The 26794-nt window shown below is 57.1% G+C and carries 24 protein-coding genes; 3 read left to right on the top strand and 21 right to left on the bottom strand.

Going from position 1 to position 26794, the window contains the following annotated elements; all coding sequences use genetic code 11:
• Nucleotides 1-25: 25 nt before the first annotated feature.
• From AC13DD_RS19430 to AC13DD_RS19495, 14 genes are all read right to left on the bottom strand, one after another.
• Complete coding sequence (locus AC13DD_RS19430; RefSeq protein ID WP_008172596.1) at nt 26-448, bottom strand: F0F1 ATP synthase subunit epsilon; 423 nt, start codon at nt 446-448, stop codon at nt 26-28.
• A 47-nt stretch (nt 449-495) separates the two neighbouring features.
• Nucleotides 496-1890 carry a F0F1 ATP synthase subunit beta gene (gene atpD, locus AC13DD_RS19435; protein WP_008172594.1) on the bottom strand — a complete coding sequence of 465 codons (1395 nt, stop codon included), beginning with the start codon at nt 1888-1890 and terminating at the stop codon, nt 496-498.
• 55 nt (nt 1891-1945) lie between these two features.
• Complete coding sequence (gene atpG / locus AC13DD_RS19440) at nt 1946-2809, bottom strand: F0F1 ATP synthase subunit gamma (RefSeq protein WP_104321065.1); 864 nt, start codon at nt 2807-2809, stop codon at nt 1946-1948.
• A 75-nt stretch (nt 2810-2884) separates the two neighbouring features.
• A complete protein-coding gene (gene atpA / locus AC13DD_RS19445; RefSeq protein WP_008172590.1) occupies nt 2885-4429 on the bottom strand; it encodes a F0F1 ATP synthase subunit alpha in 1545 nt (514 codons plus the stop codon).
• Between the two features lie 28 nt (nt 4430-4457).
• Nucleotides 4458-4994 (bottom strand): F0F1 ATP synthase subunit delta, encoded by a 537-nt coding sequence (locus AC13DD_RS19450; RefSeq protein WP_008172588.1) that lies wholly within the window; start codon nt 4992-4994, stop codon nt 4458-4460.
• Between the two features lie 15 nt (nt 4995-5009).
• Nucleotides 5010-5480 carry a F0F1 ATP synthase subunit B gene (locus AC13DD_RS19455; protein ID WP_008172587.1) on the bottom strand — a complete coding sequence of 157 codons (471 nt, stop codon included), beginning with the start codon at nt 5478-5480 and terminating at the stop codon, nt 5010-5012.
• A 69-nt stretch (nt 5481-5549) separates the two neighbouring features.
• Nucleotides 5550-5807: a F0F1 ATP synthase subunit C gene (gene atpE, locus AC13DD_RS19460; RefSeq protein ID WP_012138088.1), complete on the bottom strand. Its 258-nt coding sequence runs from the start codon at nt 5805-5807 to the stop codon at nt 5550-5552.
• A gap of 75 nt (nt 5808-5882) precedes the next feature.
• Nucleotides 5883-6755 carry a F0F1 ATP synthase subunit A gene (gene atpB / locus AC13DD_RS19465; RefSeq protein ID WP_008172580.1) on the bottom strand — a complete coding sequence of 291 codons (873 nt, stop codon included), beginning with the start codon at nt 6753-6755 and terminating at the stop codon, nt 5883-5885.
• 19 nt (nt 6756-6774) lie between these two features.
• Nucleotides 6775-7173, bottom strand: a complete 399-nt coding sequence (locus tag AC13DD_RS19470; RefSeq protein ID WP_008172578.1) for a F0F1 ATP synthase subunit I — start codon at nt 7171-7173, stop codon at nt 6775-6777.
• A gap of 272 nt (nt 7174-7445) precedes the next feature.
• Nucleotides 7446-8321: a ParB/RepB/Spo0J family partition protein gene (locus AC13DD_RS19475; protein ID WP_039881967.1), complete on the bottom strand. Its 876-nt coding sequence runs from the start codon at nt 8319-8321 to the stop codon at nt 7446-7448.
• Nucleotides 8322-8381: 60 nt separating this feature from the next.
• Complete coding sequence (locus tag AC13DD_RS19480; protein ID WP_008172572.1) at nt 8382-9176, bottom strand: ParA family protein; 795 nt, start codon at nt 9174-9176, stop codon at nt 8382-8384.
• Between the two features lie 50 nt (nt 9177-9226).
• Nucleotides 9227-9871, bottom strand: coding sequence for a 16S rRNA (guanine(527)-N(7))-methyltransferase RsmG (rsmG, locus tag AC13DD_RS19485; protein WP_482931620.1), 645 nt, complete (start codon nt 9869-9871; stop codon nt 9227-9229).
• Between the two features lie 9 nt (nt 9872-9880).
• Nucleotides 9881-11767, bottom strand: coding sequence for a tRNA uridine-5-carboxymethylaminomethyl(34) synthesis enzyme MnmG (gene mnmG / locus AC13DD_RS19490; protein WP_008172567.1), 1887 nt, complete (start codon nt 11765-11767; stop codon nt 9881-9883).
• 339 nt (nt 11768-12106) lie between these two features.
• Complete coding sequence (locus AC13DD_RS19495) at nt 12107-13405, bottom strand: MFS transporter (RefSeq protein ID WP_273044593.1); 1299 nt, start codon at nt 13403-13405, stop codon at nt 12107-12109.
• Between the two features lie 228 nt (nt 13406-13633).
• Between AC13DD_RS19495 and AC13DD_RS19500 the strand changes: the two genes are divergently transcribed.
• Nucleotides 13634-14899: an EAL domain-containing protein gene (locus AC13DD_RS19500; protein ID WP_062783725.1), complete on the top strand. Its 1266-nt coding sequence runs from the start codon at nt 13634-13636 to the stop codon at nt 14897-14899.
• A gap of 12 nt (nt 14900-14911) precedes the next feature.
• On the opposite strand, the gene AC13DD_RS19505 is transcribed toward AC13DD_RS19500, so the two are convergent.
• From AC13DD_RS19505 to AC13DD_RS19515, 3 genes are read right to left on the bottom strand one after another with little or no spacing between them, the layout of a single operon-like run.
• Nucleotides 14912-18058 carry an efflux RND transporter permease subunit gene (locus tag AC13DD_RS19505; protein WP_338355620.1) on the bottom strand — a complete coding sequence of 1049 codons (3147 nt, stop codon included), beginning with the start codon at nt 18056-18058 and terminating at the stop codon, nt 14912-14914.
• Nucleotides 18059-18061: 3 nt separating this feature from the next.
• Complete coding sequence (locus tag AC13DD_RS19510) at nt 18062-19156, bottom strand: efflux RND transporter periplasmic adaptor subunit (protein WP_008172559.1); 1095 nt, start codon at nt 19154-19156, stop codon at nt 18062-18064.
• 38 nt (nt 19157-19194) lie between these two features.
• Nucleotides 19195-19755: a DUF3833 domain-containing protein gene (locus tag AC13DD_RS19515; protein WP_008172557.1), complete on the bottom strand. Its 561-nt coding sequence runs from the start codon at nt 19753-19755 to the stop codon at nt 19195-19197.
• A gap of 247 nt (nt 19756-20002) precedes the next feature.
• On the opposite strand from AC13DD_RS19515, the gene AC13DD_RS19520 reads away from it, so the two are divergent.
• Together AC13DD_RS19520 and thpD are read left to right on the top strand one after the other, a co-directional pair.
• The gene (locus AC13DD_RS19520; protein WP_482931676.1) at nt 20003-21823 is read left to right on the top strand and encodes an acyl-CoA dehydrogenase C-terminal domain-containing protein; all 1821 of its coding nucleotides are present in this window, start codon (nt 20003-20005) and stop codon (nt 21821-21823) included.
• Nucleotides 21824-21988: 165 nt separating this feature from the next.
• The gene (gene thpD / locus AC13DD_RS19525) at nt 21989-22924 is read left to right on the top strand and encodes an ectoine hydroxylase (protein WP_482931621.1); all 936 of its coding nucleotides are present in this window, start codon (nt 21989-21991) and stop codon (nt 22922-22924) included.
• 2 nt (nt 22925-22926) lie between these two features.
• Here the strand turns inward: thpD and mnmE are convergent, their stop codons facing one another.
• The 4 genes from mnmE to rnpA form a co-directional block, all read right to left on the bottom strand.
• On the bottom strand, nt 22927-24297 hold the full coding sequence (gene mnmE / locus AC13DD_RS19530) for a tRNA uridine-5-carboxymethylaminomethyl(34) synthesis GTPase MnmE (RefSeq protein WP_482931622.1): 1371 nt from the start codon (nt 24295-24297) through the stop codon (nt 22927-22929).
• A 70-nt stretch (nt 24298-24367) separates the two neighbouring features.
• Nucleotides 24368-26083 (bottom strand): membrane protein insertase YidC, encoded by a 1716-nt coding sequence (gene yidC / locus AC13DD_RS19535; protein ID WP_482931623.1) that lies wholly within the window; start codon nt 26081-26083, stop codon nt 24368-24370.
• 4 nt (nt 26084-26087) lie between these two features.
• The gene (gene yidD / locus AC13DD_RS19540) at nt 26088-26381 is read right to left on the bottom strand and encodes a membrane protein insertion efficiency factor YidD (RefSeq protein ID WP_008172546.1); all 294 of its coding nucleotides are present in this window, start codon (nt 26379-26381) and stop codon (nt 26088-26090) included.
• On the bottom strand, nt 26381-26788 hold the full coding sequence (gene rnpA, locus AC13DD_RS19545) for a ribonuclease P protein component (protein ID WP_075267623.1): 408 nt from the start codon (nt 26786-26788) through the stop codon (nt 26381-26383). Before rnpA ends, yidD begins: the two co-directional genes overlap by 1 nt.
• Between the last annotated feature and the right edge of the window lie 6 nt (nt 26789-26794).

Genomic DNA, 26794 nt, shown 5'->3' on the forward strand with positions numbered 1-26794 from the left:
TTCGGCAAACCCGAAACGGAAATGCTTAGCGCATTTTGTTACGCAGCTGCTGGATGGTACGAAGCTGGGCAACAGCCTCGGCCAGCTCTGCAGCGGCACGGGAGTACTCGAATTCACCAGTCTTGTTGGCAAGTGCTTTCTCGGCTTCTTTCTGAGCTTCGAGCGCGGCTGCTTCGTCCACATCCTTTGCACGAACAGCGGTATCCGCCAACAAAGTCACCAGATTGGGCTGGACTTCCAGATACCCGCCGGACACGTAAAGAATTTCTTCCTCACCGCCCTGCTTGATAATCCGAATAGGGCCCGGCTTCAGCTGGGTCAGCAGTGGGGTGTGACCCGGGGCAATACCCAGGTCACCTTCAGAGCCCGCTGCGATCAGCATTTCCACCAATCCGGAATAGATCTTTGTTTCGGCACTTACCACATCACAATGCACGGTCATACCCATGTCAGTTGCCTCTTTGATCGATCCGGAAACAAATGCGTCGGCTCAGATTAGCTCTTTGCCTTGCTCTTCATTTCCTTCGCTTTCTCGACCGCTTCCTCAATGGTACCAACCATGTAGAACGCCTGCTCGGGCAGTTCATCATAGTCGCCATTCAGGATGCCCTTAAAGCTGCTGATGGTTTCCTTGAGGGAAACGTACTTACCGGGGGAACCGGTGAATACTTCAGCAACGTGGAACGGCTGGGACAGAAAACGCTCGATCTTACGGGCACGGGCTACAGTCAGCTTGTCTTCTTCTGACAGTTCATCCATACCCAGGATGGCGATGATGTCTTTCAGCTCCTTGTAGCGCTGCAGGTTGGTCTGCACGCCACGGGCCACTTCGTAATGCTCCTGACCGATGATCAGCGGATCCAGCTGACGAGAGGTGGAATCCAGCGGATCGATCGCCGGGTAGATACCCTTGGAAGCGATGTCACGGCTCAGTACAACGGTAGCATCCAGGTGCGAGAAGGTGGTTGCAGGCGACGGGTCAGTCAAGTCATCCGCCGGTACGTATACCGCCTGGATGGACGTGATGGAACCGTTCTTGGTAGAGGTAATACGCTCCTGCAGCTGACCCATCTCTTCAGCCAGAGTCGGCTGGTAACCTACCGCAGACGGCATACGGCCGAGCAGTGCGGATACTTCGGTACCTGCCAGGGTGTAACGGTAGATGTTGTCGACGAACAACAGTACGTCACGACCTTCGTCCCGGAACTTCTCGGCCATGGTGAGACCGGTCAGGGCCACACGCAGACGGTTTCCGGGGGGCTCATTCATCTGGCCGTAAACCATGGCAACCTTATCGAGAACGTTGGACTCCTTCATTTCGTAGTAGAAGTCGTTACCTTCCCGGGTCCGCTCACCAACACCTGCGAATACGGAGAGACCGGAGTGCTCTTTCGCGATGTTGTTGATCAGCTCCATCATGTTTACGGTTTTACCAACACCGGCACCACCGAACAGGCCAACCTTACCACCCTTGGCGAACGGGCAGATCAGGTCGATAACCTTGATGCCGGTTTCCAGCAGGTCCGCAGACGCTGCCTGATCGGCATAGCCCGGTGCCTTACGGTGAATCGCCCAACGCTCTTCTTCGCCGATCTCGCCGGCTTCGTCGATGGGACGACCCAGAACATCCATGATACGGCCCAGAGTCTGGGTACCAACCGGTACCGAAATCGGGTTGCCGGTGTTTTCTGCTTTCAGGCCACGCTTCAGGCCCTCGGTGCTGCCCATGGCGATGGTACGAACAATGCCGTCGCCCAGCTGCTGCTGGACTTCCAGAGTTGTTTCGCCACCTTCAAGCAGCAGTGCGTCATATACTTTGGGTACGGAGTCACGTGGGAATTCCACGTCGATAACCGCGCCAATGATCTGAACGATTTGTCCGCTACTCATGCTCGGTTCCTCGTTATCTTGATAGTCAATAAAACCAGTTGGATCGTGGGCTGGATCACACCGAAGCGGCGCCGCTCACAATCTCCGATATCTCTTGGGTAATGGCTGCCTGACGCGCCTTGTTATAAGCCAACTGAAGTTCGTCGATAATGCCACCGGCGTTATCAGTTGCGCTCTTCATGGCGATCATCCGGGCTGCCTGTTCACATGCCAGATTTTCTACCACACCCTGGTACACCTGGGATTCAATAAAACGTGGCAGAAGGCCATCGAGGATCTGCCTGGCATCGGGCTCGTAGAGATAATCCCACTGGTTCTTGATCTCTTCTTCGTCTTCGCTCTCAGGCAGGGGCAACAATTGCTCCACCTTCGGGCTTTGGGTCATGGTGTTGACGAACTCGTTGTTTACCACGTAAAGGCGATCAATCTTGCCTTCCGAGAACGCATCCAGCATAACCTTGACGTTGCCGATGAGTTTTTCAGAGCTCGGGCTGTCCCCCAGATGGGTCAACGCCGCGACGACATTGCCGCCGTAGCTCCGGAAAAAGGAAGCCCCTTTCTGCCCGATGGCGCACAGATCGGTTTCCACTCCTTTTTCTTTCCACGCTTTCATTTCACGGACAAGCGTTTTGAACAGGTTGATGTTCAGACCACCGCAGAGACCACGATCAGTCGACACCACGATATAGCCCACGCGCTTTACTTCGCGCTCGACCATGAACGGGTGCTTGTACTGAGCGTTCGCCTTGGCAATGTGCCCGATCACCTGACGCATCTTGTCTGCATACGGGCGAGTTGCCTGCATGCGTTCCTGAGCCTTCCGCATCTTACTCGCAGCCACCATTTCCATGGCGCTGGTGATTTTCTGCGTGCTCTTGATGCTTGAAATCTGGTTACGTATTTCTTTGCCGACGGCCATAACTCACTGCCTTCTCAAGTTAGACACTCGTTGCTACGAAAAGCGGCCCGCGGCGTTTGCCGCAGGCCCGTTTTCTTACCAGCTCTGAGTGGTCTTGAATTTCTCAAGTGCAGCTTTGAGGCCGGCAGCGATTTCGTCGTTGTAATCGCCTTTCTCGTTGATCTTGTCGAGGAGGTCTTTCTGCTCGGAGCGCATCCAGTCAAGCATCTGCGCTTCAAACTTCACTACCTTGTCGACATCAACGTCGTCCAGGAAGCCTTCGTTGGCTGCGAACAGAACCGTACCCATTTCAGCCACAGACATCGGGCTGTACTGGTTCTGCTTCATGAGTTCCGTTACACGCTGACCGTGCTCAAGCTGCTGACGGGTTGCTTCGTCGAGGTCGGAAGCAAACTGTGCGAAAGCGGCCAGTTCACGATACTGGGCCAGAGCCAGACGGATGTTACCGCCGAGCTTCTTCATGATCTTGGTCTGGGCCGAACCACCTACCCGGGATACGGAGATACCGGCGTTCATCGCCGGACGTATACCGGAGTTGAACAGGTTGGTTTCCAGGAAGATCTGACCGTCGGTAATGGAGATTACGTTGGTCGGTACGAACGCGGATACGTCACCAGCCTGGGTTTCAATAATCGGCAGAGCGGTCAGTGAACCGGTCTGGCCTTTCACTTCACCGTTGGTCAGCTGCTCAACGTAATCAGCGTTAACACGGGACGCACGCTCCAGCAGACGGGAGTGCAGGTAGAATACGTCACCCGGGTATGCTTCACGGCCTGGCGGACGACGCAGCAGCAGGGAGATCTGGCGGTAAGCCACAGCCTGCTTGGACAGATCATCATAGATGATCAGGGCGTCTTCACCACGGTCACGGAAGTATTCACCCATGGAGGTACCGGAGTACGGAGCCAGGAACTGCATCGCTGCAGGATCGGCGGCACCGGCGGCAACCACGATGGTGTGATCCATGGCACCGTGCTCTTCCAGCTTGCGCACAACGGCGGCAATGGAAGACTGCTTCTGACCGACGGCAACGTAGATGCACTTGATGCCGGTGTCTTTCTGGTTAATGATCGCGTCGATGGCGACAGCGGTCTTACCGATCTGACGGTCACCGATGATCAGCTCACGCTGGCCGCGACCGATCGGCACCATGGTGTCGATTGCCTTCAGACCAGTCTGAACCGGCTCATCAACGGACTGACGAGCGATAACACCCGGTGCAACCTTTTCGACCGGAGAGGTCAGGTCGGTACCGAGGTCGCCCTTGCCGTCGATGGGGTTACCCAGAGCGTCGACCACACGGCCCATCAGTTCCGGACCAACCGGTACTTCCAGGATGCGGCCGGTGCAACGAACTTTCTGGCCTTCAGCCAGATCTTCGTAGTCACCCAGCACAACCGCACCAACGGAATCACGCTCCAGGTTCAGAGCCATGCCGAACGTGCCGTTGGCAAATTCAATCATCTCGCCGTACATAACGTCGGCCAGACCGTGGATCAGCACGATACCGTCGGATACCGACAGGATCGTACCTTCGTTCTTTGCTTCGGAAGAGATGTCGAGTTTCTCGATTCTCTTCTTGATGATGTCACTGATCTCGGATGGATTCAGTTGCTGCATGCCAATATCCTCAAACCTTGTGCTGAAATCAGGAGCCCAGAGCGTCGGCCAGCTTGGTCAGCTTTCCGCGTACAGATGCGTCAATGACCAGATCGCCGGTGCGAATAATCACGCCGCCAATCAGAGACTTGTCCAATGACGCTGCGAGTGACACTTGCCGCTCGAGTTTCTTCGAAAGTGCCTGGGCGAGCTTCTGTTGCTGTTCGTCCGTCAGCTCGAAAGCCGCGGTAACTTCGATATCAACAGTGCGCTCCAGATCAGCCCGGTACGTGTTGAAGAGCGCTGCAATCTCAGGAAGAAGAGTCAGCCGGCGGTTTTCAGCCAGTACAGCGAAAAAGTTGCGGACCTGATCGGTGACGCCATCTTCAGCGACCTCCAGAATCAGTTCAGCCTTCTTCTGCTCTTCCAGACCCGGATTCGCGAGAAGCTGTCGAATGTCTTTGTTCGCGGTGACCTGCCCGGCGATCGTCAGCACCTTGGACCACTCAGCCAGCTGTTCATGCTCCTGAGCGGCACTAAATGCTGCCTTTGCGTAGGGACGGGCCAGCGTTCTCAGTTCTGCCATGATGAACCTCGTCGTTTAAAGTTCTGCCGCCAGTTTTTCCAACATCTCGTTGTGCTTGGAGGCATCGACAGAGGTTTCCAGGATCTTCTCGGCACCGGCAACGGCAATGCTGGCAATTTCTGCACGCAAAGCGTCACGAGCCTGATTCCGCTCCTGTTCAATTTCGGCCTTGGCCTGCTCAATCAGCTTCTGGCCTTCCTTGCGGGCGTCATCCTTGGATGCTTCCACAATCTGGGCCGCGCGCTTGTTGGCCTGTTCAATCAGACCAGCAGCTTGCTGCTTGGCTTCACGCAGTTCCTGAGCTGACTTTTCCTGAGCCAGTTCCAGATCGCGCGCAGCGCGGTCTGAGGCAGCCAGTCCGTCAGCGATCTTCTTTTGACGCTCCTGCAGTGCGGCCATGATTGGCGGCCACACGTACTTCATGCAGAAGACGACAAAGATAAAGAACGCGATGGCTTGACCAATCATCGTCAAATTAATGTTCACGTCTTCACCTCTCGCCTGTTTTGTTAAGAATCATCTGACCGGGGCAAAACCCCGGCTCTGGCGACTCGATTAACCGGCGATCTGGCCGACAAACGGGTTGGCGAAAGTGAAGAACAGTGCGATACCAACACCGATCATGGTTACGGCGTCCAGCAGACCTGCAACGATGAACATTTTAACCTGCAGCATCGGGGTCATTTCCGGCTGACGCGCAGCGCCTTCCAGGAACTTGCCACCGAGGATACCAAAGCCAATCGCAGTACCCAGGGCACCCAGGCCAATCAGCAGTGCAACGGCAATAGCGGTCATTCCAACTACAGTTTCCATGATAACTCCCAGTTTTCAGTTAGGTTTTTCAGTTTAAGGGTTTAGGGTTTAGAACTACGGCTTAATGGTGTCCGATCAGTGACTGTCTTCGTGAGCCATGCTCAGGTACACGATCGTCAACATCATAAAGATGAATGCCTGCAGGGTGATAACCAGAATGTGGAAAATCGCCCAGGGTACAGACAGTGCCCACTGTGCCCAGAACGGCAGCAGTGCAATCAGGATAAAGATCAGCTCGCCTGCGTACAGGTTACCGAACAGACGCAGCGCCAGTGAGATCGGCTTGGCGATCAGGCTCACGCCTTCCAGCAGGAAGTTGATCGGGACAAGCAAAATCTTCAGGAACAGATTGTCTGAAGAGAAGGGGTGCAGGGTCAGCTCACCAACGAAGCCACCCACGCCCTTCACTTTCAGGCTGTAATAGATGATCAGAGCGAATACGGACAGGGACATGCCCAGAGTAACGTTTACATCCGTAGTCGGAACGACCTTCATGTATTCCAGACCCATCAGGTGGAACAGCTGGGGCAGGAAGTCTACCGGCACCAGGTCCATCAGGTTCATCAGGAATACCCAGCAGAAGATGGTCAGCGATAGCGGCGCAATCACCTTGTTCTTGCCGTGGAAGGTTTCCTTGACGCTCTGATCGACAAACTCAACCATCACTTCCACAAAGTTCTGGAGCCCGCCGGGCTGGTCTGAGGTGGCGCGCTTGGCGGCCAAGCGGAAAATAAACAGGAACAGGGCACCGAGGGCGACTGCCCAGCCCAGTGAATCGATGTGCAGAGCCCAGAAGCCCATGTCGGATGCTTCCCTGCCGGTGTGAGCCAGCGTCCAGGTTGCATCTTGAAGTACGGTACCGTCGGCACGCTCATAGCCTGCCGGAAGTTTACCGTAGGTGAGGTTCTGGAGGTGATGCTGGATATATTCGGATGCACTTCCTGCCATAACGGTTTCCCAGGTCCAGTTAGCTTTGCTGCGTATTGCTGCCCGCCAGAAGCGGTGTCAACCAGTTGGTGACCAGCATGATCGCAAATGTTAAAAAAAGTGCCGCAATATCAAGCGGCTGAATCCATTTGAACACCATCGTGAAGAGGATGGCGCACAGGATGAGCTTGCCGGCCTCACCCTGATAAAAAGACGTCATGATCTTCTTGGCAGACCGCGCGCCGGCGTAACGGAATGCCTTGAGCGCAAAATAACCATGGGGGATCAGAAAGATAAGTCCACCCAGCAGCGCTGAATAACCGGAAACCTCGCCTCGCAAGAGAAACGCCAGGCTGACGAAGACAAGTACCACACTCTCTATAACAAACCATCGTGCGATGGGTGGACGGCCAATGCCGCCTGAAGCTGCCTTCGTCATGTTCGTTCCGGAAGTACGGTGCTTTTCGGTCGATGTCGTTTAAAAAGTAAGCAAATACACCGACACGAGCGCCGCAGATTATATGTGTTCAATGTGCACGAATCAACAAAACCGGGAACCGGCTGATCCGTCAAAAGCGGCGTAATAACTGGGTTTTGGCAATTTTCGTCACAAATAGACGGCCGTTCAGTTTTTCACCACTACATGTTGTGTACGTAACCAGATACGAACTTTCGTAGGGGGGTCGGACGACCCACAAAACCCCGACGATTTTATTTGATGTGGCCCAGGATGCCGTCGAGTTCGTCGAGGGAACTGTACTCGATCACCAGCTTGCCTTTGCCACGCTGGCCATGATCGATCGACACTCGTGCACCCAATCGCTCCGCCAGATCATCCTGGAGCGCGCGAATGTTGGGGTCCACCACTCCCTTTTTCCGGGATTTGCTGTCCGGTGTTTCCTGTTGCACCCGTCGTACGAGGGCTTCAGTCTGGCGAACCGACAGGGATTTGGCCACCACCTGTTTGGCCACCTGCATCTGCAGTTCCGGCGCCAGGGTCAGCATTGCCCGGCCATGGCCCATTTCCAGATCGCCATGCTCGAGCATAATACGAACGTCCTCGGACAAACCGATCAGTCGAAGCAGATTGGTGATGGTCGTACGGGATTTGCCCACGGCTTCGGCCACCTGAGCCTGAGTCAGGCCAAACTCGTCCTGCAGGCGCTGAAGAGCGAAAGCTTCTTCAATAGGATTGAGGTTCTCACGCTGGATGTTCTCGATCAGCGCCATGGCGATGGCGGCTTCATCGGGGACATCCCGGATGATGGCAGGGATGCTGTCCAGGCCGGCCATCTGGGTAGCCCGCCAGCGGCGCTCACCGGCGATCAGCTCGTAACGGCCTTCAGCGATGGGACGAACCACCACCGGCTGCATCACGCCTTGTTGGCGGATGGAATCCGCCAGTTCCTGCAGGGCGGCGGGGTCCATGTCGCGCCGGGGCTGGTACCGGCCGCGCTGGATCAGATCAATGGGAACTTCGCGGAGCTCACCGTCGTGGTCTTTCAGCTCCTGGTCAAGATTGACCTTGGAGCCCGCCAGCAGGGCGCCCAGTCCGCGTTCACCCAAACCTCGTTTCTTCGCCGCCATGGTGTCAGTCATTCTTCCCGTTGAATATCGTTGTGCTTAAGTGAGTGACAGGGCGGTATGTTACACCGCAACCGGCGCGGATGTCTTTTTTGAACCGTGGCGGCGTACCATTTCGCCGGCCAGGGCCAGGTAGGCGATCGCACCCTTGGAGGCGCGGTCGTATTTCAGGGCCGGAACCCCATAGCTGGGGGCTTCGGCCAGACGGACATTGCGGGGAATCACTGCACGATACACCTTGTCGCCAAAGTACTCGCTCAGCTGGCCGGAAACGTCCAGGGTAAGGCTGTTGCGAGGGTCGTACATGGTACGCAGAATGCCTTCCACCTGCAGATTTGGATTGACCGTTTCCTGAATCTGCTCAACGGTGTTCATCAGCGCGGCCAATCCTTCCAATGCATAGTACTCGCATTGCATGGGAATCAGCACAGAGTCTGCCGCCGAGAGGGCATTCACCGTCAACAGGCTAAGCGATGGTGGACAATCGATGAGGATGTAATCGTAATTATCACGAACGGTGTTCAACGCCAGTCTCAGGCGGTGTTCGCGACCAATTTCGTTCATCAGTTCCACTTCGGCCGCCGTCAGGTCACCGTTGGCCGGAAGGATATCGAAGCCGGAAGCCTCGGCGGGAATGATCACCTCGGCGGCACTGGCGCGCTTGGTCAGCATGTCGTAGCCAGACAGTTCCAGGGCGTTTTTATCCACACCACTGCCCATGGTGGCGTTGCCCTGGGGATCCATATCCACCAGCAGCACCCGACGCTTGGTGGCGGCCAGGGAGGCAGCAAGGTTGACGCAGGTGGTGGTTTTGCCCACGCCGCCTTTCTGATTGGTCACTGCAATCACGCGCGCCATGTCCTGCCTCCTTGTTTATGGGTTACCGGTTCAGAAATTGGACTGCCAAACTACCGGGAATTCACGGTCCGGGCGATCACCAGCAGATGGCGGTCGCCATCGGCGCCCGGTACGTCCAGGGAATGGCTGGATGTTACCTGCCAGCCAGCCGGAAGGGCAGACACTTCATCATCCGGAAACTGACCTTTCATGGCAAGGAACTCACCCTCATTTGCCAACAGATCACCGCACCAGCTCACCAGCTTCTCGAGCGCGGTAAAGGCTCGGCTGCTGATCTGGCTGAAGGGTTCCGGAGGATTGCAATCTTCCGCGCGCCCGTGGACAACCTCGACATTTTTCAGGCCGAGCTCCAGCACACACTGGTTGAGAAAGCGGGTCTTCTTGCCGTTGCTGTCGAGCAGGGTAAAGCGCTTCTCGGGCAGGGCGATCGCCAGGGGAATACCGGGCAGACCGCCGCCGGCGCCCACATCCAGAAGATGGTCCGTCGTTACCCACGGCAGAATGCTCAGGCTGTCGAGCAGTTGCCGGGACACCATCACACGCTCATCACGCACAGCCGTGAGGTTGTAAGCCCGGTTCCACTTGTTAAGCAGGCCCAGAAAAGCCAGCAGCTTTTCCTGCCGATCCTCATCCAGGGACAGGCCCATCGTGGCCAGTCCATCCCGGAGCTGGCCGTGCCAGAGTGACTTGGTCATGGGCGCGGATCAGGCCGACTGTTTGCGCAGCAGGTCGCGCTTTTTCAGGTGCACCAGGATCTGGCTCACCGCCGCCGGGGTCACACCCTGGATACGTGAGGCCTGAGCCACGGTTTCCGGCCGCACGGTCTTGAGTTTTTGCTTGATCTCGTTGGACAGGCCGCCGATGACGTCATAATCGAGATCCACCGGCAGGGCGGTGTTCTCGTTTTTACGGAGCCGCTCAATCTCGTCCGTCTGACGGGAAATATAACCCTCGTACTTGATCTCGATTTCCACCTGATCCGCGACCACCGGATCTTCCGCTTTCTCGGCACCGATCTCGGCAATGTGGCTGTAGACAATCTCGGGCCGGCGCAGCAGCTCTGCCAGGGACTGATCACGGGTCATCGGCTGCTTGAGAAAGCCGTTGGCGCGCTCACCGGCCTCGGTATTCGGGTGAATCCGGGTGGCCTCGAGGCGGCTACGCTCGGTGGCGATCGCCTCGCGCTTGTCATTGAACTTCTGCCAGCGCTCATCATTAACCAGGCCGAGCTTGCGACCGGTTTCGGTCAGACGCAGATCGGCGTTGTCCTCGCGCAGGATCAGGCGATACTCGGCGCGGCTGGTAAACATGCGATAGGGCTCGGACGTGCCCATGGTGATCAGGTCATCCACCAGCACACCCAGGTAAGCCTCGTCCCGGCGCGGGTACCACTCGTCTTTTTCCTGCGACCGCAGGGCAGCGTTGATCCCGGCCAGCAGGCCCTGGGCGCCCGCTTCTTCATAGCCGGTTGTGCCGTTGATCTGGCCGGCAAAATACAGGCCCTGGATAAACTTGGTTTCCAGGGTATGGCGCAGGTCCTGCGGATTCAGGTAGTCGTATTCGATGGCGTAGCCCGGCCGGGTGATATGGGCATTTTCAAAACCGGGAATCGAACGCACCGCTGCCAACTGGATATCAAACGGCAGGCTGGTGGAAATCCCGTTCGGGTAGAGCTCGTTGGTGGTCAGGCCTTCCGGTTCTACAAAGATCTGGTGTGAATCCTTGTCGGCAAAGCGGTTTACCTTATCCTCAATCGACGGGCAGTAGCGGGGGCCCACACCTTCGATGCTGCCGGCAAACATCGGCGAACGGTCGAAACCGCTGCGGATAATATCGTGGGTCTGTTCGGTAGTCCGGGTCACGTAGCAGCACACCTGTTCCGGATGCTGGCTACGGCTGCCGATGAAGGACATCACCGGGGTGGGGTCATCCCCCCACTGCTCCTGCATCACCGAGAAATCCACAGACCGGGCGTCGATGCGAGGCGGCGTGCCGGTTTTAAGGCGACCAACGTTGAAAGGAAGTTCCCGCAAGCGCTGTGCCAGGGCATTGGCCGGCGCATCACCGGCACGGCCGCCGGCATGGTGCTGCATACCAATGTGAATAACACCGCCCAGAAAAGTACCGGTGGTAAGCACCACGGTCCTGGCGTTGAAGCGAATACCGGTCTGGGTCACGACACCGGTCACCTGGTCGTTTTCCACAATCAGATCGTCCGCCGCCTGCTGGAACAGTGTCAGGTTCGGCTGGCTTTCCAGGGTATGGCGGATGGCGGCTTTGTAAAGCACACGGTCAGCCTGGGCACGGGTGGCGCGCACGGCCGGTCCCTTGCGACTGTTAAGGACCCGGAACTGGATGCCAGCCTTGTCCGTGGCCTCGGCCATGGCACCGCCAAGCGCATCGATTTCTTTCACCAGATGGCTTTTACCAATACCGCCGATGGCCGGGTTGCAGGACATCTGGCCCAGGGTCTCAATGTTGTGGGTCAGCAGCAGGGTCTGGGAACCCATGCGCGCAGCCGCCAGCGCGGCCTCGGTACCGGCATGGCCACCACCAATGACAATGACATCGAAACGGGTCGGAAAATCCACAGCTCACCTCGGAAATCGGGGGATAAAATCGGGCGGCGAGTATAACGCTTCACCCGGGAAATTGCAGTCAGGATGTGCAAATTTTAACCAGAGACGAACTACGTTGAAAGCGGCAGTGGCCTGGTCAGGGCTCAAAGGGGACTTTTCCGAGCGTTAAATGGATAGTGGAAAACCGAAACCTACGGCTTTTCATGGGTTTGGATCACTCTTCTCAGAAAAGTTTTCAAGAAAGTTATCCACATGCAAGACTACTTATTAATCACCCTAAAAAAACACCTAAGCTATTGTTTTATTTAATTTTAAAGAAAGTAATCCAGAGGCTTTCCGTAGGTTGTCCAACTAATTATCCACAGAACTGCCGGCTGTTTTTCGTCGAAGCCGCCAGACCACCAGCAACACCAACCCGTTCAGGAGCGAGAGCAGGAGGAAAAACCCCGGAATGCTTACCTCCAACACACCAAGCACCACAATTCCGGCTAGGGCACTCACCACCATGAACAACGCATTAATGACATTCAGCGCAGCAATAATACGGGCACGTTTGGTCCGTGGCGTTTCGTGCTGGATAAAGGCGTACAGAGGCACGATGAAAAGACCGCCGCAAATCCCGATACCGACCAGATCCATCAAAACCCTCAGATAGACAGGATCGGTCAACAGGGTCCACCAGGTGGAGGCCATGGGATCATCAGGCACCGCAAAATACAGGTCTATTCCGAACAGGCTCAGCCCCAGGGCGCCCCAGGGCACGGGTGACAGGGTAATGCGGTGTTTGGTGAGTCGCTCGCACATCATGGAGCCGATAGAAATGCCGATCGTGAACATGGCCAATAACAGGGTCACCACGGTCTCGTCACCCAGGAGGTTGGTGCGGGCAAAATTGGGAAACTGGGTCAGATAGGCGGCTCCGAGGAACCAGAACCAGGAGATCGTCAGCACCGCCAGCAACACCTGCCGGCGCTCGGCCGCCAGAGCCATCAGTTTCCAGGTTTCGAGCACCGGGCGAAAACGGACATTGACACCGGAACCATCGGATTCGGTCACCGGAACCTGACGCGCCGCCAGATAGCCGAACACCGCCATGACAAAAACGGCAACCGCCGTCAGCCGGGCGGCCATCTCAAAGCCCATCAAAAGCCCCGCCGCAATGGTGCCCAGAAGAATCGCCACAAACGTGCCCATACCAACCAGGCCATTGCCGCCCACCAGCTCATCGTCCGCCAACACCTGGGGCAGGATCGCGTATTTCACCGGACCGAAGAACGTGGACTGGGTACCCATCAGGAACAACAGAACCAGCAACAACTCGTACCAGCCGAACCACAGTCCGAGTGCGGCAACGGCCATGATGACAATTTCCGCCAGCTTCACATTTCGGATGATTCGGGATTTTTCGTAGCGATCCGCCATCTCGCCGGCAATACCGGAAAACAGGAAAAACGGCAGTATGAAGAGGAAAGCGGCCAGGTTAACCACCACATTCACCGACAACCCCATCAAACCGCCGGCACTGAAGGTGATCAGCAGCAGCAGCGCGTTCTTGAACAGATTGTCGTTGAAAGCGCCAGAGAACTGGGTCAGATAAAACGGCAGGAACCGGCGTTGGCCAAGCAAACGGAACTGACTTTTCGATGGCATTAAGAAACCCTGTTTTGGTGCGTTGCCGGCATTGCGACCGAAAATCTGCCCGGATCCGGTGCGGTAGCGTAGAAAGCGGCAATCATGTTCATTTATTTGACGGGGTTAAGCATAGTTAAACGCTTGATTTTTGGCCGTCTGGTACGCAATTCGCTTGGTCTCCTTGTTCAGACACTATTTTATCAGGCCAGGATGGCTGGATTATTGGCACTATAAAGGTTCCTGACCATGAGCAGCGTAGTCCGACTTCCAAGGCGCATCTATCGCGGAGCCGAAATATCCAGGACTCCCAAGATCATCGACGACTATGATTTCAGTTCTGTTTACCAGCCGATCCTGAGCCCAACCCATCGAAAACTGGTTGGCTATGAGGCATTGGTCCGGGTCAGAAAGAACAATGAAAGCATCTCTCCGTTTACGCTTTTCGAACAGGCCGAAAAAAACAACCAGACACCGGAGCTGGATCGGCACCTGTTGCAGCTTCACCTGGACAACTTTGCGGCCAGCTCCCAAGCCGTCTGGCTGTTCCTGAATATCAATCCCGGTACCTGCATCCATCCGGAAGCTTCCCTGGAGAAGCTTGCTCTGCAATGCAAGCGTAGCGGAATAGATCCCGAGAAAGTGGTTCTGGAACTGGTCGAAACCGCATCCGACAACCCGGCCGCACTTCTGGAATTCATCCTCAAGGCCAAAGCACACGGCTTTCAGATCGCTATCGACGATTTCGGTATGGGCGATTCCAATTTTGAGCGCCTGTGGCGCATCAATCCGCTCATTGTGAAACTCGACCGGAGCCTATTGGTAAACGCCGAGAACAACAGTCGCGCCCGAATGCTGCTGGAGAGTCTGGTAAAGATGATCCGCGAAAGCGGCAGCCTCGTGCTTCTGGAAGGGATCGAGAACCACACCCAGGCTCACATTGCCCTGCAAACGGAGGCCGATCTTCTGCAGGGCTTCCTGTTCGCAAGGCCGTCCAACCTGAAACAACACGAGCCAGAGCTGACCGAACAGGCGCTAAAACGCATCATTGCCGATTCCAGCGAGTCATCAGCCCAGGACATACGCGATCAGGAGAGTTATTTCCGCCTTCTGCGTTTCGAAATTCTCGAAGCCTGCCATTCCCTGAGCCGGGAGTTGCCGTTCAGCACCGCCTGCAACAAGCTGTTGGAAGTGGATGGCGTGAAACGCTGCTTCCTGCTGAATCCCCAGGGCATTCAGCAAGGCAACCTTGCCCGCGCCAATCCGGACATTCATCGCGGAAAGTTCAATCCGCTGTATCATTCTGCCGGTGCTCAATGGACCCACCGGGAGTACTTCCGGAATGCCCTGGAACGGCCCCAGCACATCAGCAGCTGTCGGCCCTATGTCGGTCTGCCGGACGCAAAACGTACCGTCACCCTGTCAACAATGCTGCCGGGGCAACAGGTCTTCTGCGTCGACATACACCCGGATGAGATGTTTGGCGGCCAGCTGGAGTTCCCGGCCACCCTGTAATCATCCGGTCAGTCAGAAATCGTCGGCGCGTTTCTGTGGCGCGGCGGCCAATCCCGTGCCACCCGCCTGTCCGGACGCCTGACGTTCAAGTTCTTTTTCCACCGCATTGGAAGACTTGGCAAACCGGGCCAACAGGTTGTAGAGCACCGGAATGATGAACAGGGTCAGCGTGGTGGCGAAGATCAGCCCGCCCAGAATGACCATACCAATCGCAGCCCGACTCTCGGCTCCCGCACCGGTGGCAATGACCAGTGGCACGGCACCGAAAATCGTCGATATGGTAGTCATCAATACCGGACGGAAACGCAGACAGGCGCCTTCGAGAATCGCCTCCCGCACCTCGTAACCCTTGTCCCGGAGCTGGTTGGCGAACTCCACGATCAGTATCCCGTTCTTGGCCATCAACCCCAGCAACATGATGATGCCGATCTGGCTGTAGATGTTCAGACTGATACCCGTCCACCAGAGCGCCAGGAGAGCCCCGGTTACCGCCAGCGGCACCGACAGCATGATAATCAACGGATGTATCCAGCTTTCAAACTGGGCTGCCAACACCAGGAACACGATGACGAAAGCCAGCGCAAAGGTAACGTAGATTGCCGCCGAGGATTCCTGGAATTCCCGGCTCAGGCCCTTGTAACTGACGCGGGCTTCCGGCGGCAGGTTATCCACAGCCAGGTTGTTCAGGTAGGTCAATGCCGAACCCAGGTCGTAACCATCCGCCAGAGATGCACTGATCACCACAGCGGGCAGGCGGTCGATGCGGCGGAGGTCCGGGTTGGCGCCGATTTCCTGCACGGAAACCAGTGCCTGCAATGGGATCAGGTTACCGCCCTCCCGGGGCCGCAGGAAAATCTGGCCGAGGTCTTCGGGCGTTGCCCGGTTGGCATCTTCCGCCTGAATGATTACATCGTATTCGCGGCCTCGATCGATGTAAGTCGTTACCTGCCGGGAAGCCAGCATGGTCTGCAAGGTGAGGCCCACGTCTTCTACCGTGATATCCAGATCCGCGGCCCGTTCCCGGTCGATGTTCACCCGAAGTTCCGGCCGGGTCAGCTCGAAATCAGTATCCAAGTTCTGGAGATTCGGGTTTTCCTTGGCGCGCTCCACGATCTCCTGGCTCCAGGCCTGAACCGACTCATAGTCCGGACCAGCCACCACGAACTCGATCGCCTGGCTGAAACCCCTTTGGCCCAGACCCGCCGGATTGACGGCCACGGTCCGGATGCCGGACACATCAGCCAACTTCCTGCGGATTTCGCTGGTCACCTCCTGCTGCTTGATATCCCGCTCTTCCCAGGGTACCAGGCCCATGATCATGAACGCGTTGTCCTCTTCATTGCGGAATCCGACGATAGCAAGCAAACGGTTGGCTATCCCCTCGTCCAGATACGGGAGCAGTGTTTCTTCCACCTGCCGAACGTAGTGGTCGGTGTATTCCACCGTTGAGCCACGGGGCGCGCTGGTGGGCATGATAATCACGGCACGGTCTTCGGTAGGCGCCAGCTCCTGAGGCAATTTCGGATACACCACGGCGGCAATGACCAGCCCGACAAGTCCAAGGCCCAGTAACAAGCCCGGCTGCCTCAGGGAAAACTCCAACAGCCTGCGGTAACCATTGGTCAGGCCATTCAGGACCTTTTCACTGGCGGCCCAGAAACGATGACCTTCTGCCGATTCGGGGCTGTGCCTGAGCCACTTGGAACACAGCATCGGCGCCAGGGTCAGGGCCACGAGGCTCGAAAACACCACTGCCGCCGCCAGGGTAAAGCCGAATTCGGCAAACAATCGGCCAATGTTGCCGCCCATGAAGGAGATGGGAACGAACACCGCCACCAGGGTCAGAGTGGTCGCAATCACGGCGAAGGCAACCTGCTTCGCGCCCCGGTAGGCGGCAAGCAACGGGGGCTCGCCCTCGTCAATCCGGCGCTGGATGTTTTCCAGCATCACGATGGCATCGTCCACCACCAGGCCGATGGCAAGAATCACCGCCAGCAGGGTCAGTACGTTGATGGAAAAACCCAGGAAGCCCAGACCGATAAAGGCACCAATCACCGCAACCGGAATGGTCACCGCGGGAATGAGAGTCGCCCGCCAGGAGCGCAGGAACAGGAAGATAACCAGGATAACCAGTGAAACCGCAATGGCGAGCGTGGTGACCACTTCCTTGATGGAAGCCCGGATGAAAATGGATTCGTCGTAGCTTTCCGCGATGGTGACTTCCGGTGGCAGTGTCTCCCGGATCTTCTCCAGCTCGGCGCGGACGGCATCGGAAACCGCAACGGTGTTGGCCTTGGACTGGCGGATAATCCCCATGCCGATGGCGGTCTGGCCATTGGCGCGCAGGCGGCTCACATCCGACTCCACACCCATCTGGACATTGGCCACCTCGCCCAGGCGCAACAGATCATTACCATCCCGGCGAACCACAAGCTCCCGGAACTGTTCCACGTTCGACAGCCGGCCCTCGGCCCGCACGGTGAAATTCCGGGTGGACGAATCCACCGATCCTGCAGGCAGCTCCACGTTGTTGGCACGCAGGGCCCGTTCCACTTCCGCCACGGTGATATCCCGGGCCGCAAGACGTTCGCGGTCCAGCCAGACCCGGATGGCATAGCGCCGTTCGCCGCCAATACGCACGTCGGCAACACCATCGAGTACCGACAACCTGTCCGCCAGGACCCGGTCGGCAAAGTCACTCAATTCGGCACTGTCCCAGACATCACTGCGCAGGGTCACCCACATCATCGGGCGTGCATCGGAATCCGCCTTACGCACCACCGGTGGATCGGCTTCGTCTGGCAACTGGTTGGCCACCCGGGACACCGCATCACGGACATCATTGGCGGCAATATCCACATCCCGGGCGGTGGTAAATTCAATACTGGTTCGGGACTCGCCCTGCTCGGTGGATGATTCAATCGACCGAATACCCTCAATGCCACTGATGGCACCCTCGATCACCTGGGTAATCTGGGTATCCACCACCTCGGCCGCGGCGCCGGTGTAGTCGGTAGAGATGGAAACAACGGGTGGGTCAATATCCGGGTACTCGCGCACCGGCAGGCCCATCAGGGCTGCCAGACCGAACACAACGATCAGAAGACTGAGGACCGTAGCGAACACCGGCCGCTTGATGGAGACGTCGGAGAGGACCACCGGTTACGACTCCCTGGCCGTAATAAAACGGTTCTCGGGAATGGCTTTGTCGTCTTCCAATACCCGAACCCGGTCCCCACTGCTGAGCCGGTCCTGACCGGTCACGATCACCGGGTCTTCCTGGCTCAAACCGTTCGAAACTTCCACAAAACCGGGCATGCGCGAGCCCAGGCTCACCGAAACACGCCGGGCCACACCGTCTTCAGCCACAAACACATATTGTTCATCACCCCGGATCATCACCGCCTGCTCGGGGATTACCAGCGCCTGCCGTTGCCGGAGTGTAAGCGTCGCAGACATGAACTGTCCCGGCCGGAGCAAACCATCCGGGTTATCGATCAGTGCCCGGACAGGCAGCGAACGGCTCAACTCACTGACCCTGGAACCCAACTCCACCAGCTGACCGGAAAAGGTCTGGTCCGGATAGGCCGGCGATGCGCCCCTTACCTCTTGCCCGAGACTCACCTGCCCCAGGAAACGCTCCGGGATCGAAAAGCCCAGTTCCATACGGTCGGTGGTATCCAGAGTAGTCACCGAGGTCCCGGCAGTAATATAGGCGCCGACGCTGATGTCACTCAGCCCGACCACACCGGCGAACGGCGCCTCGATCCGGTGGTTTTCCAGACGAACTTGAGCTGACTGGCGCTGAGCCTCGGCGACATCGACTGACGTTCTCAGTTGATCCACCTGGGACTGGGAAATACTGTTGTTCGAACGCAACCGCTGTGCCCTTTCAAGCTGTCGGCGGGCATCCGCCAGTTGCGCCTCGATCACCTGCAGGTCTGCCCGGGCCTGGCGATCATCAAGCCGCAACAGGACGTCGCCCTGCCCCACCCGGCGGCCGGTTTCCAGATTCAATTCCACCACCCGGCCACTGACTTCCGTGGTCAGTTCCACCGCGTTCAGGGCTTTGAGACTGCCAACGGCGTTGACCACATCCCGTACTGCCTCCATCTGCGGAAGCATGGTGTTAACGGCGCTGGCGGGGCGTTCTCGGCCGCTCTGGGCGGCGGTCCCATCATCGAAGTTCTGATACACAAAGGCGCCGCCGATAGCGACAGCCACCAGTACCAACGCAATCAACCACTGTTTCCACATAGGATTTCCAGGTATTTCGGGGTCAGGTTAGTCGTCTGTTACTTTTTCTGGATGACCAGAACCACCTCGCCCACGTCGATTCCCCACTTGCTCATGGTGGTCTGATTGATCAACGTGTCGGGCGTAATCAGGTACATCCAGTCATCCATGCGTACGTCCAGGGTACCGTCGCCATAGGCCACCTGGAGCACATAATTCATGTGAATTGCATTGCCACTCCAACGCATGGTTCCGGGTTCAACCACGTCACCGGCGTCAGCATGGTAGCCGTCTTCCGCGGGAGTCAGGGTCCAGACGCGGGTCTGCACTTCGCCGTCATCGAAACGGAACACCTCATCCAGGGTGCCTACGCCCTCGTCATCCCATGATGCGCTGATATCCGCATCAAAGGTGCGAATCACCTCACCGGAAAAATTCTTGACCACCCCCCGGGCGGAAAGTTCGCCGGTAAAGAACTCTTCAGGGACCAGCTCTGGCGTGCGGTCGGCGTAGTCCTCGAGCGAGGGACTGGCACAGCCACTGAGCAGCAGTGCCGAAAACAATACCCAGAGTATAGGTGTCGACAGGCGTTTCGATATCTCAGTAAACAGGCTTTGCATGACTTTTACACTCTCTGAACAGGAATATGTGGGGGTCCTCGGCGCAAGGAAATACGCCGAAACCCTCTTTAGCGATCATTACCCGGAATCCACGATCTCAGCTACGTCATCTCAGCCAATTGTCCATTCTGACAGTCTGCCCGGTGCTTTTCGTCAATGGCAGTGCCCGGGTATTGGCGTAAAACACAAGGCAACGAACGGTGGTTGCCCACCCAAGATTGTTGAGAAAGACACAGAGGATTCCGCTATGCCGGTTTACAAAGCACCCCTGCGCGACATGAAATTCCTGCTGAACGAGGTGTTCGATTACCCGGGTCATTACGCCACCCTGACCAGCGGTGAAAACGCCACGCCCGATATCGTGGACGCGATACTCGGCGAATGCGGAAAGTTTTGTGAAGAGGTGCTGAGCCCACTTTACCTCTCTGGCGACGAAGAAGGCTGCAAACTGGACAACGGTGAAGTCACCACACCCGCCGGTTACCGGGACGCCTACCAGCAGTACGCCATGGGGGGCTGGCAGGGACTCTCAGCGCCCGAGGAATACGGCGGCCAGGGCCTTCCTGCGTCCATGGGACTGCTGAAACAGGAAATGATGGGTACCGCCAACTGGCCTTTCTCCATGTATCCGGGGCTGTCCCTGGGGGCCATGAACACGATTTTCCTTCATGGTACGGAAGACCAGAAACAGACCTACCTTGCGCCACTGACGGAGGGCCGCTGGGCCGGCACCATGTGCCTGACCGAACCCCAGTGTGGCACCGATCTGGGCCAGGTAAAGACCAAAGCCGAACCCCAGGCCGACGGCAGCTACCGGCTTACCGGAACCAAGATCTTCATCTCCTCTGGCGACCACGACCTGACCGAGAACATTGTCCACATTGTACTGGCCCGTCTGCCCGACGCCCCCAAGGGCACCCGGGGTATCAGCCTTTTTATCGTACCCAAGTTCCTGCCCGACAGTAACGGCGATGTCGGTGAGCGCAACGGTGTCGTCTGCGGCAGCCTGGAAAAGAAAATGGGCATCAAGGCCTCGGCCACCTGCGTGCTGAATTTCGATGGCGCCACCGGTTTTCTCATTGGCCCCGAGAATGAAGGGCTCAATTGCATGTTCACTTTCATGAACACCGCCCGCATCGGCACCGCCATTCAGGGCGTCGGGCCGGCGGAGCTGTCCTATCAGTGGGCGTTGGCCTATGCAAAAGATCGGCGCTCCATGCGGGCACTCTCAGGCAAGAAAGAGCCGGACCAGGTCGCCGACAGCCTGATCCATCATGCTGATGTGCGCCGGATGTTACTGACCCAGAAGGCCATCGCCGAAGGCGGTCGGGCCATGCTGTATTATGCGGCCCGCCTGGCCGATCACATGGTCGAGGGATTCACCGAAGGTGACGATAAAAAGGCGGAAAAGTACGATGACAAACTCGGCTTCCTGACGCCAATTCTGAAGGGCTTTCTCACTGAACTCGGCTGCGAAGCGGCTAACCTGGGGGTCCAGGTTTTTGGCGGCCACGGTTACATCCGCGAACACGGCATGGAGCAGATTGTCAGGGATACCCGCATCGCCACCCTGTACGAGGGCACTACCGGTATCCAGGCGCTGGACCTGCTGGGACGAAAAGTATTGCTGATGACCCAGGGCGGCGCGGTGCGCGAGTTCACCCTGAACATTGCCAATTTTGCCCGTAAGCATCTCACCGATAAACGGCTACGGCCCTGGGCTCTGGAACTGCTCAAGCTGACCGGGCAATGGAACCTGCTGACCGTCCGTATCATGCTCGCGGCGCGCAAGGATCGCGAGGTGGTGAGTTCCGCATCCTACGATTTCCTGATGTATAGCGGCTACGTCACCATGGCCTATATCTGGCTGCGTCAGGCTGCGGTGGCTGTGGATAAACTCGCTAACGGTGGTGAGGAATCCACCGGATTTTACCAGGCCAAGCTCGCCACCACCGAGTTCTATTTTGAACGTTTGCTGCCCCGGGCCCAGAGCCACGCCACCAGCATGCTCAGCCCCAGCAAAAACCTGATGCAGCTCGACGCCGAAGATCTGGCCTTCACCGGGTAAAGTATCCGGTACACCTTATCCCCGGGTCTCGGCCCGGGTTTTTTTGCCCTTGAAATACGTCCGCCTGAACCCATCTAACAGGTGCATTTCCGCATTGGAGTTATTAACTCACTGAATTAAATAGAAATGTTCTGATTTCTCGAATAAAAGTGAGGAGGTTCGAATATGGAGACTCGTACTGACGACTTTTATCCCACCCGCCTGGAACGCCCCACCAAAAGCTTTGAACGTCAGGATCCCGTGGTGCACAGCAGCGGCTCGGACCGTTCCGACGGACCACTGAGTGAGACTGAGCTGGCACAGTATGAGCGCGACGGTTTTCTGGTCTTCGACAGTTTTCTCGACCAGGCCACGGTGCGCCGGTTCCGGGAGGATTTGCGGGGCTATGAGGACGATGAAAGCATTCTGCGCTCGGAAGGCACCATTACAGAACCCGGCAAGCAGGGAATCCGCTCGATTTTTGGCATTCACGAACTGTCGGACCGATTCGACCGGTTGACCCGGGATCCCAGGATTCTGGCCATGGTGCGTCAGCTTCTGGGCAGTGAAGCCTACATCCACCAGTCCCGGATCAACTTCAAACCCGGTTTCCACGGCAAGGGTTTTGACTGGCACTCGGATTTTGAAACCTGGCACGCCGAGGACGGCATGCCACGGATGCGGGCAGTCAGCTTTTCCATCGCCCTCACCGACAACACGCCTTTCAACGGCCCCCTGATGCTCATTCCCGGTTCCCACAAGACCTTTGTGCCCTGCGTTGGCCGCACACCGGAGGACAACTACCAGTCGTCGCTGAAAAAACAGGAACTGGGTGTTCCCAACAATCGGGACCTGGCAGCCATGGCGGATGACTACGGTATCAAAGCGCCAACCGGCCCTGCCGGCTCGCTGATCATCTTCGAGTGCAACACGCTCCACGCCTCCAATGCCAATATGTCGCCCTGGCCGCGCAGCAACCTGTTTTTCGTCTATAACAGTGTGGAAAACCAGCTCCAGGCCCCATTCTGCGGCAACAAACCGCGCCCGGATTTCCTGGGCAACCGCACCAGCACTGAGGCATTGATGCCAGTTACCTCCGAGGAACGCCGGAAGACCGGTTAGCGCTATTTACCGATACAGAAGCTGCTGAAGATCTTGCCCAGTAACTCATCAGGCGTCAGATGCCCGGTGATCTCGCCAAGGCTATCCTGGGCGGCACGCAGGTCTTCAGCCAGAAGCTCGCCGGCACCGAAACCCTCCAGCTGGCTCTGGCCCTGGATCAGCAGGGCCTGGGCGCGCTCCAGGGCATCAAGATGGCGGCGCCGGGCGAGGAAACCACCTTCTGTGGTGCTGGCAAACCCCATGCATTGTTTGAGATGGTCCCGGAGTATCTCCAGGCCCTCGGCAGACTTTGCTGCCAAACGGATCACCGGCGCGCTCTGATGCTCTTCAGCACTGATACCGACCGTTTCACCAGAGAGGTCCACCTTATTCCGTATCACCGTCACCGGGGCGTTGGCCGGTAGCTGGTCGATGAAATCCGGCCAGATTTCATGGGGACTGGTTTTATCGGTGGTAGTCGCATCCACCATCAGAAGAATGCGATCGGCCTGACGGATTTCGTCCCAGGCACGGGCTATACCGATCTGTTCCACTTCATCCGGGCTGTCCCGGAGACCGGCCGTGTCGATGATGTGCAGCGGCATACCATCGATGTGGATATGCTCCCGCAGGACATCACGGGTTGTGCCCTCAATAGCCGTGACAATAGCAGCCTCACGACCAGCCAGGGCATTGAGCAGACTGGATTTCCCGGCATTTGGCCTGCCGCCAATGACCACTTTCATGCCGTCCCGCAGAATGGTCCCCTGCTGGGCCTCGGCCAGGATTTTCCCGAGCCGTTCCAGGAGGTTTTGAAGGTCACTGGCTACCTTGCCGTCGGCGAGGAAGTCGATCTCCTCCTCTGGAAAATCGATCGCCGCCTCCACGTAGATCCGTAGATGAGTGACCGCCTCCACCAGATCCTCGATCTGCCGGGAGAACACACCCTGCATCGAACGAACCGCGCAGCGGGCCGCCTGTTCCGAACTGCTTTCAATCAGGTCGGCAATCGCTTCGGCCTGGGCCAGGTCCAGTTTGTCGTTCAGAAACGCCCGCTCGGAAAACTCGCCGGGCCGGGCGAGCCTTGCACCCTGGCTGCACACCTCACGGAGCAGAAGATCGAGAATCACCGTACCACCGTGCCCCTGAAGCTCGAACACATCTTCGCCGGTGAACGAGTGGGGGTTGGGGAAAAACAGGCCGATGCCCTCGTCTATTAACTCGCCATGGCTGTCATGGAAGGGGCCGTAATGGGCATATCGCGGTTTCGGCTCAAACCCCAGCATCTTTTTTGCAATGGCGAGGGACTTGGGCCCAGAGATACGAACAATGCCAACTCCGGCCTGTCCCGGTGCGGTGGCGATGGCTGCGATGGTGTCAGAACTCTGGCTCATGCTTTTTCCACAGGCTGAAAACAACAAAGGCTCCATACAGGAGCCTTTGCCGGGTCGGTTCGGGCACCGGTCAGTGCTTCTTGCCGGCCATTTCTGCTTCGATCTTGCGGGTAATGTACCACTGCTGGGCAATGGACAGAATATTGTTCACCAGCCAGTACAGAACCAGACCTGCCGGGAACCACAGGAAGAAGACCGTAAAGATCAACGGCATCATCTTCATGATCTTGGCCTGCATCGGATCCGGCGGAGTCGGGTTCAGACTCATCTGCAGGAACATGCTGGCACCCATCAGGATCGGCAGGATGAAGTAGGGATCCATCACCGACAGATCCTGAATCCACAGCATGAACGGCGCATGGCGCAGCTGAACACTTTCGAACAGGACCCAGTACAGGGAAATGAACACCGGCATCTGAACCAGGATCGGCAAGCAGCCACCGAGCGGATTGATCTTCTCCCGCTTGTACAGTGCCATCATTTCCTGGGACATGCGCTGCCGGTCGTCTCCGTATAGTTCTTTCAGCCGGGTCAGCTGAGGCGCAACGGCCCGCATCTTGGCCATGGACTTGTAGCTGGTAGCGGACAGATGGAAAAACACCGCCTTGACCAGAACCGTCAGCAGGATGATGGACACGCCCCAGTTGCCAACCAGGCTATGGAACCAGTCCAGAATGATGAACAGCGGCAGCGAAATGAAGAACAACCAGCCGAAATCAACGGTACGGTCGAGGTTTGGCGCCAGGCTCTCGAGACGATCAATAATCTTGGGACCGACGTAGGCGCGGGCACCGATCTCTGCGGTTTCGCCCGGCGCCACACTGGTAGCCGGATAAACAAAGCCCATTACATAGTTCGGGCCACGGCGCGTGGTCTGGTACTGGGCGGGAATATCGCGCTCCGGTACCCATGCCGACAGGAAGTAGTGCTGCAGGAAGGCCAGCCAGCCGTTAGTAACAGACTGATTGATCTGGTTTTCCTGGAGATCTCCGAAATCAAACTTCTCGTAGGGATCTTCCGGAGAGCTGATGACCAGACCCAGGAAGGCCTGGATACCCATGCTGGTCTGGGAGGTCGGGTCCGGGGACTGATCCCGGACGATCTTGCCGGTGAAATTGGCCTGCCATTCTTCACTCGACTGGTTTTCAACCAGATATTTGACGCCAATTTCGTAGCTGTTGCGTTCAAATTCATAACGCTTGGTGATCTGGACGCCATTATCAGAGGTGTAAGTCAGATCTACCTGAAGCTGATTGTCGCCTTCCGCCAGTTCATAGCTTGCAGCGTCAGCACTGTAGACCGGAGCCGAACCGTTTTTGCGACTATCCGGGCCATCACGACCAATCAGCCCACTTTCCAGAACGTACAGGCGATTCTGCGTGTTGTTCAGGAGCGTCAACGGCTTTTCGCTGTTCAGGGTATCGTCGTAATCAAGCAGCCGTGCTTTTACCAGGTTACCGCTGACCCGATCGATTTGCAGATCGTAGACATCGGTGCGAACTGTGATGAACTGATCGCTGACCGCGGTGGTGGTTTCGGTTGAGCTGATGACAGCCTGACCAGTCTCCGGAGTGGTGAACTCGCCATCACCATCAACCTGAGCGGAGCTGTCCTCCGGAAGCACCATATTGTCGGAATTGCCCATGTTGCCAGCGGTTTGCGAAGGCTGGGATTCAGCGACTTGAGCCGTCTGCGGCTGCTGATGGTAGTCCTCATTCCAGGCAAGCACCATCAGATAACTGACAATAGCCAGGCCGGCAAATAATACGATGCGTTGAATATCCATAGAGTTACTGTCTGGTCTGGGTTGTTGTATGGGAGTGATCAGCGTGTACGCAGGCTGTTGCGGTTTCCGGAGCCCGGGGTTCTGCCGTTCCCGGTACAGGATCATAACCGCCTTCCGCCCAGGGATGACACCTTAACAGACGCCGGATTGCGAGAAATAATCCTTTAAGCGCGCCATGGTGGTTAATGGCTTCAACGGCGTATTGTGAGCAGGTGGGGTAGTGGCGGCAGTGACTGGCCATCAGCGGGCTGATTGCATACTGGTAGAAGCGGATGGGCAGAAGCAGAAGCTTGCGCATTAACCCGTTCCTCGATTGGCAGATTCCGATGGTGCTGCCCGAGATGGCTGAGATTGAGCGTACTTTTTCCTGAGACGTCGCCAGAGGTCATCCATGGATGCCCGAACCGAGTGGTTGTCCAGGGAAACCAGCCCCTGGCGTCCCAGAACCACAAGATCCAGGCCGGGCAGGTCCGTCTGGTGACGGAAACTTTCCCTGACCTGGCGCTTTACCCGGTTTCTCTGGACTGCAAGCTTCAGGTTTTTCTTCGAGAAGATCAAACCGATCCTGGCGTGACCGAGATTATTCGGTGTCGCCAGGATCAGAAAATTCCGGTGTGGAACTTTCAGCTGCACGTCGTTGAAGACTTTGCCGTAATCAGCAGGTCGCAAGAGACGATGTGATTTCGGGAAACTCAAAGCCTTCATGAGGCA

The organism is Marinobacter sp. L-13, from assembly GCF_056857715.1.

Bases quoted from the DNA above. Each gene is read 5' to 3' on its own strand.
- AC13DD_RS19480 (WP_008172572.1), bottom strand. From the start codon at position 9,176: ATGGCGCGCGTGATTGCAGTGACCAATCAGAAAGGCGGCGTGGGCAAA.
- atpG (WP_104321065.1), bottom strand. From the start codon at position 2,809: ATGGCCGTCGGCAAAGAAATACGTAACCAGATTTCAAGCATCAAGAGC.
- AC13DD_RS19475 (WP_039881967.1), bottom strand. From the start codon at position 8,321: ATGGCGGCGAAGAAACGAGGTTTGGGTGAACGCGGACTGGGCGCCCTG.
- AC13DD_RS19495 (WP_273044593.1), bottom strand. From the start codon at position 13,405: ATGCCATCGAAAAGTCAGTTCCGTTTGCTTGGCCAACGCCGGTTCCTG.
- atpB (WP_008172580.1), bottom strand. From the start codon at position 6,755: ATGGCAGGAAGTGCATCCGAATATATCCAGCATCACCTCCAGAACCTC.
- AC13DD_RS19510 (WP_008172559.1), bottom strand. From the start codon at position 19,156: ATGTGGAAACAGTGGTTGATTGCGTTGGTACTGGTGGCTGTCGCTATC.
- yidC (WP_482931623.1), bottom strand. From the start codon at position 26,083: ATGGATATTCAACGCATCGTATTATTTGCCGGCCTGGCTATTGTCAGT.
- atpA (WP_008172590.1), bottom strand. From the start codon at position 4,429: ATGCAGCAACTGAATCCATCCGAGATCAGTGACATCATCAAGAAGAGA.
- rsmG (WP_482931620.1), bottom strand. From the start codon at position 9,871: ATGACCAAGTCACTCTGGCACGGCCAGCTCCGGGATGGACTGGCCACG.
- mnmE (WP_482931622.1), bottom strand. From the start codon at position 24,297: ATGAGCCAGAGTTCTGACACCATCGCAGCCATCGCCACCGCACCGGGA.
- thpD (WP_482931621.1), top strand. From the start codon at position 21,989: ATGGAGACTCGTACTGACGACTTTTATCCCACCCGCCTGGAACGCCCC.
- AC13DD_RS19450 (WP_008172588.1), bottom strand. From the start codon at position 4,994: ATGGCAGAACTGAGAACGCTGGCCCGTCCCTACGCAAAGGCAGCATTT.
- atpE (WP_012138088.1), bottom strand. From the start codon at position 5,807: ATGGAAACTGTAGTTGGAATGACCGCTATTGCCGTTGCACTGCTGATT.
- yidD (WP_008172546.1), bottom strand. From the start codon at position 26,381: ATGCGCAAGCTTCTGCTTCTGCCCATCCGCTTCTACCAGTATGCAATC.
- AC13DD_RS19470 (WP_008172578.1), bottom strand. From the start codon at position 7,173: ATGACGAAGGCAGCTTCAGGCGGCATTGGCCGTCCACCCATCGCACGA.
- AC13DD_RS19520 (WP_482931676.1), top strand. From the start codon at position 20,003: ATGCCGGTTTACAAAGCACCCCTGCGCGACATGAAATTCCTGCTGAAC.
- atpD (WP_008172594.1), bottom strand. From the start codon at position 1,890: ATGAGTAGCGGACAAATCGTTCAGATCATTGGCGCGGTTATCGACGTG.
- AC13DD_RS19500 (WP_062783725.1), top strand. From the start codon at position 13,634: ATGAGCAGCGTAGTCCGACTTCCAAGGCGCATCTATCGCGGAGCCGAA.
- AC13DD_RS19515 (WP_008172557.1), bottom strand. From the start codon at position 19,755: ATGCAAAGCCTGTTTACTGAGATATCGAAACGCCTGTCGACACCTATA.
- AC13DD_RS19430 (WP_008172596.1), bottom strand. From the start codon at position 448: ATGGGTATGACCGTGCATTGTGATGTGGTAAGTGCCGAAACAAAGATC.
- rnpA (WP_075267623.1), bottom strand. From the start codon at position 26,788: ATGAAGGCTTTGAGTTTCCCGAAATCACATCGTCTCTTGCGACCTGCT.